Annotated in this window: 5 protein-coding genes; 4 read left to right on the top strand and 1 reads right to left on the bottom strand. The window is 64.3% G+C overall.

Annotated features, from left to right (window positions below):
• The 4 genes from RCH91_RS12505 to RCH91_RS12520 all read left to right on the top strand — a co-directional run.
• On the top strand, positions 1-958 hold a 958-nt coding region (locus RCH91_RS12505), incomplete at its 5' end, for a methyl-accepting chemotaxis protein (protein WP_306535297.1).
• A gap of 69 nt (positions 959-1027) precedes the next feature.
• Positions 1028-1897 (top strand): CheR family methyltransferase, encoded by an 870-nt coding sequence (locus RCH91_RS12510; RefSeq protein WP_306535298.1) that lies wholly within the window; start codon positions 1028-1030, stop codon positions 1895-1897.
• A 16-nt stretch (positions 1898-1913) separates the two neighbouring features.
• Complete coding sequence (gene cheD, locus RCH91_RS12515; RefSeq protein WP_306535299.1) at positions 1914-2447, top strand: chemoreceptor glutamine deamidase CheD; 534 nt, start codon at positions 1914-1916, stop codon at positions 2445-2447.
• 2 nt (positions 2448-2449) lie between these two features.
• Entirely contained in the window at positions 2450-3544 is a 1095-nt protein-coding gene (locus RCH91_RS12520; protein ID WP_306535300.1) for a chemotaxis response regulator protein-glutamate methylesterase, read from the top strand.
• A gap of 63 nt (positions 3545-3607) precedes the next feature.
• On the opposite strand, the gene RCH91_RS12525 is transcribed toward RCH91_RS12520, so the two are convergent.
• Positions 3608-4111 (bottom strand): nitroreductase, encoded by a 504-nt coding sequence (locus RCH91_RS12525; protein WP_306535301.1) that lies wholly within the window; start codon positions 4109-4111, stop codon positions 3608-3610.
• Positions 4112-4459 lie beyond the last annotated feature (348 nt).

The raw sequence follows: 4459 nt of genomic DNA on the forward strand, positions 1-4459 counted from the left end.
CTTCGGTCAGTTGAAGGACGACACGAACACGACGGTGGAGAGGCTGCGGGAGGTAGTGGGACGGATCAAGGAGGCGACGGACGCGATCAACACGGCGGCGAAGGAGATCGCGGCGGGGAACCAGGACCTGTCGTCGCGGACGGAAGAGCAGGCGTCGAGCCTGGAAGAGACGGCGAGCTCGATGGAAGAGCTGAACGCGACGGTGAAGCAGAACGCGGAGAACGCGCGACAGGCGAACGAGCTGGCGCACAGCTCGAACGAGATCGCGAGCCGGGGTGGCGAGATGGTGAAGCGGGTGGTGAGCACGATGGGCGACATCCAGGACAGCTCGCGGAAGATCGCGGACATCATCGGGGTGATCGACAGCATCGCGTTCCAGACGAACATCCTGGCGCTGAACGCGGCAGTGGAAGCGGCACGGGCGGGCGAGCAGGGCCGCGGTTTCGCGGTGGTGGCGACGGAAGTGCGCAACCTGGCGCAGCGGAGTGCGACGGCGGCGAAGGAGATCAAGGCGCTGATCGCGGAGTCGGTGGACAAGGTGGAAGGCGGCGCGCGGCTGGTGCAGCAGGCGGGCAGCACGATGGACGACGTCGTGACGTCGTTCCAGCGGGTGGCGGCGCTGGTGACGGACATCACGAGCGCGAGCCGGGAGCAGAGCTCTGGGATCGAGCAGGTGACGCAGGCGGTGGGCCAGATGGTCGAAGTGCCGCAGCAGAACGCGGCGCTGGTGGAAGAGGCGGCGGCGGCGGCGGAGAGCCTGGAGGAACAGGCGCGGGGTCTGGTGCAGGCGGTAGGGAGCTTCAAGCTGGCGGAAGGCGGGGCGGTGGGCGAGCCGCTGCGGACGCTGCAGGAGCCGCGGCAGTTGGCGAGTCCGGAGAAGCCGCGCAGTGCGCCGCGCCAGAAGCAGATACCGCCGCCCCACGCCGCCGGCGACGACGAAGAGTGGGAAGAATTCTAGGCGGCAGCCCTAACCCCGACATTCGCGGCTGGCGCAGCCAGAGGCGCGCCGCCGTGGCAGGTAGAAAACATGGCGACAACACCAGAAAGGCCCCGCATCGAGGTGCCTTCCATCGTTCCCCAGCGTGAGTTCCATTTCACGCAGGAGGACTTCGACCGGGTCCGCAAGCTGATCTACGACCACGCCGGCATCTCGCTGGCGCCGATCAAGCGCGACATGGTCTATTCGCGCCTGGCGCGCCGCCTGCGTGCCCTCGGCCTGGCTTCCTTCCGCGACTACCTGCGCCTGCTCGAAGGGGGCGACGAGAAGGAGTGGGAGACCTTCGTCAATTCCCTGACGACGAACCTCACCTCCTTCTTCCGCGAGGGTCACCACTTCAAGATTCTCGAAAAATACATGCTCGCCCTGGCCACCCGGCCCGTGCGCATCTGGTGTTCGGCCGCATCCACCGGCGAGGAGCCCTATTCCCTCGCCATCACCGCCTGCGAGGCCTTCGGTACGACGACGCCGCCGGTGACCATCGTCGCCAGCGACATCGACACCAATGTGCTGGCGACGGGGGAGCGCGGGGTTTACCCGGTGGAGCGGGTCGAGAAGCTGGATGCCGAACTGCTGCGGCGCTATTTCCTCAAGGGTGCGGGCACCCAGGCGGGTTATGTGCGGGTGCGGCCCGAGCTGCAGAAACTCATCAGCTTCACGCGCGTCAATCTTCTCGATGCCCGCTGGCCGGTGCAGGGACCCTTCGACGTGATCTTCTGCCGCAACGTGATGATCTACTTCGACAAGGAGACCCAGTACGCAATCCTGAAGAAATTCGTCCCCCTGCTCCACCCCGAAGGGCTCCTCTTTGCCGGCCACTCGGAGAGCTTCCACCACGCCGCAAACCTCCTCCAGGTCCGCGGCAAAACGGTCTACGCCCCGCTGCAAGGCGCCCGGTAGTCAGGAAGGAGGAGCCATGCACACCGGCAAATACTTCGCTAAAAACTCCTATTACGACCGGACCTTCAACATGCCGGCGGTCAAGATCCTTCCGGGGGAATACCACGCCACCGACAGCGACACCATGATCGTCACGGTCCTCGGCTCCTGCGTCTCGGTCTGCATCCGCGACCGGGTAAGCGGCATCGGCGGCATGAACCACTACATGCTCCCGGGCGAGGCAGCGGCGGCCGGCGCCCCGTCGCCCCGCTACGGCACCCACGCCATGGAACTGCTGATCACCCACCTGATACACCTGGGGGGACGGCTTCCCTACCTGGAGGCAAAGGTCTTCGGCGCCGGCCGGGTCATCAACGGCGTCACCGACGTGGGAGAGCGCAACGCCGAATTCGCCCTGCGCTACCTGGAACAACGGGAGATACCGGTAATGGCGGTGGACGTGGGGGACGTCTACCCCCGCAAGGTCTACTTCGCGCCGGCAACCGGCCGCGCCTTTGTCAGGCAGATCAGAAACAACGGCACCGCCGACGCGCTGTTTATCGGGGGATGACCATGGACAATCGCCCCATCAAAGTTCTCATTGTCGACGATTCCGCCCTCATCCGGAGCCTGTTGACGGAAATCATCAACAACCAGACCGACATGGAGGTGGTGGGAGTAGCCCCCGACCCCCTCGTGGCGCGGGAAAAGATCAAGGCCCTCAACCCCGATGTCCTGACACTCGACGTGGAGATGCCCCGCATGGACGGGCTGGTCTTCCTCGAAAAGCTGATGCGCCTCCGCCCCATGCCGGTGGTCATGGTCTCGTCTCTCACCGAGAAGAGTTCCAACATCACGCTCCACGCCCTGGAACTGGGGGCCGTGGACTTCGTCACCAAGCCTAAGATCGACATCAGCAGCGGCATACAGGAATACGCCCGGGAGATCACCGACAAGATCCGCGTCGCAGCCAGGGCCAGGATCAGGCAGCCGCTCCCCCATGTCCACCTCTCCGTGGAGCGCAAGAACACCGCCGACGCCGTACTCCCGGTGGAACACCGGACCTTCTCCTCCACCGAAAAGGTCATTGTCATCGGCGCCTCCACCGGAGGCACCGAGGCCCTGAAATCGTTCCTCGTGGCCATGCCCCCCGACTCCCCCGGCATCCTCATCACCCAGCATATGCCTGAAGCCTTCACCCACACCTTTGCCCAGCGGCTGAACAGCCTCTGCCGGATAAGCGTAAAGGAGGCGGAGCACGGCGAGCGGATCCTCCCGGGCCATGCCTACATCGCACCGGGCAACCGGCACCTCCTCCTGGCACGCAGCGGGGCCAACTACGTGGCCGAGATCTCCGACGGCCCGCCGGTCAGCCGCCACCGGCCATCGGTGGACGTCCTCTTCCGCTCGGCAGCCAACCGCGCGGGGAAAAACGCCGTCGGCATCATCATGACCGGCATGGGGGACGACGGCGCCGCCGGCATGCTGGAGATGCGCGACGCCGGCGCCTACACCTTTGCCCAGGACGAAAAAAGCTGCGTGATCTTCGGGATGCCCAGGGAGGCTATTGCACGGGGTGGGGTTGACGAGGTGGTGCCGCTGGACGAGATGCCGCGGCGACTCTTCGGCTGGCTGGGGTCACAGGGAAGCCGGGCCTTCAGGGTGTGAGAAGAAATAAAGGATGAAAATCCACAATTAATCTGACCGGGCGCGGCAGACAGCGCCCCCACGTCACACTTCCTTCAGGATCAGTTCGCCGAGGTCCTTCCGGTTGCCCGTGCGGAGGCCTTCCGCCGGCCGCCCCACGGCCACAACCGCCATCAACTCCAACGTCTCCGGCAATTCCAGCAGTTCCCGAACCTGCTCCGCGCTCTTCAGAATCTCCCCCAGCCACACGGCCCCGAGCCCCAGGGCATGGGCCGCCAGGAGCATGTTCTGGAGACAGGCCCCCATGGCCTGGTGGTCCTTGGTATCGTTGTACATGACCGTGCGGTCGCAGAAGACCGCAATGGAAACCGGCGCCCCTCCCAGGATGTGCCGGTACTTCGTCAGCCCCGCCATGGCCCTGCGCTTCTCCCCGTCACGCACAATGACAAACCGCCACGGCTGATTATTGAGCCCCGACGGAGCCCAGGAGCCGGCCCGGACAATCTCCAGAACCTCCTCCCGCGTCACCGGCTCGTCGGTATAGTGCCGCACGCTGCGGCGAGTGTAAATTGCCTCCAGAACTTCCATGCCCATCCTCCGTAAATTAATATAACTGCCCGTAAAATAAATTAAAGTTTGAGGCATCCCGCACCGATTAGTAAAGAAAAAGCAGTACGAGGTCATTCCCCCATGCTATTCAAAACGGTTGCCGTCATCTCCGTTATCCTGTTCTTCATTGCCCTCTGCTGTGTCTGCGTGGCGGGAATCATCCTCCGATAATACTACCGTTTCAATCCTCGCCCGCCCACGTGGGCGGGCGCTACATAACGTCTCCCTTACTTCGGCGGGTCGCTCACGCGTTTCAATCCTCGCCCGCCCACGTGGGCGGGCGCTACCAAAACCCTCATTCCACAAGGCGTCAAATTTGAGGTTTCA

Source organism: Geobacter sp., assembly GCF_030834625.1.
Lineage (GTDB): Bacteria > Desulfobacterota > Desulfuromonadia > Geobacterales > Geobacteraceae > Geobacter.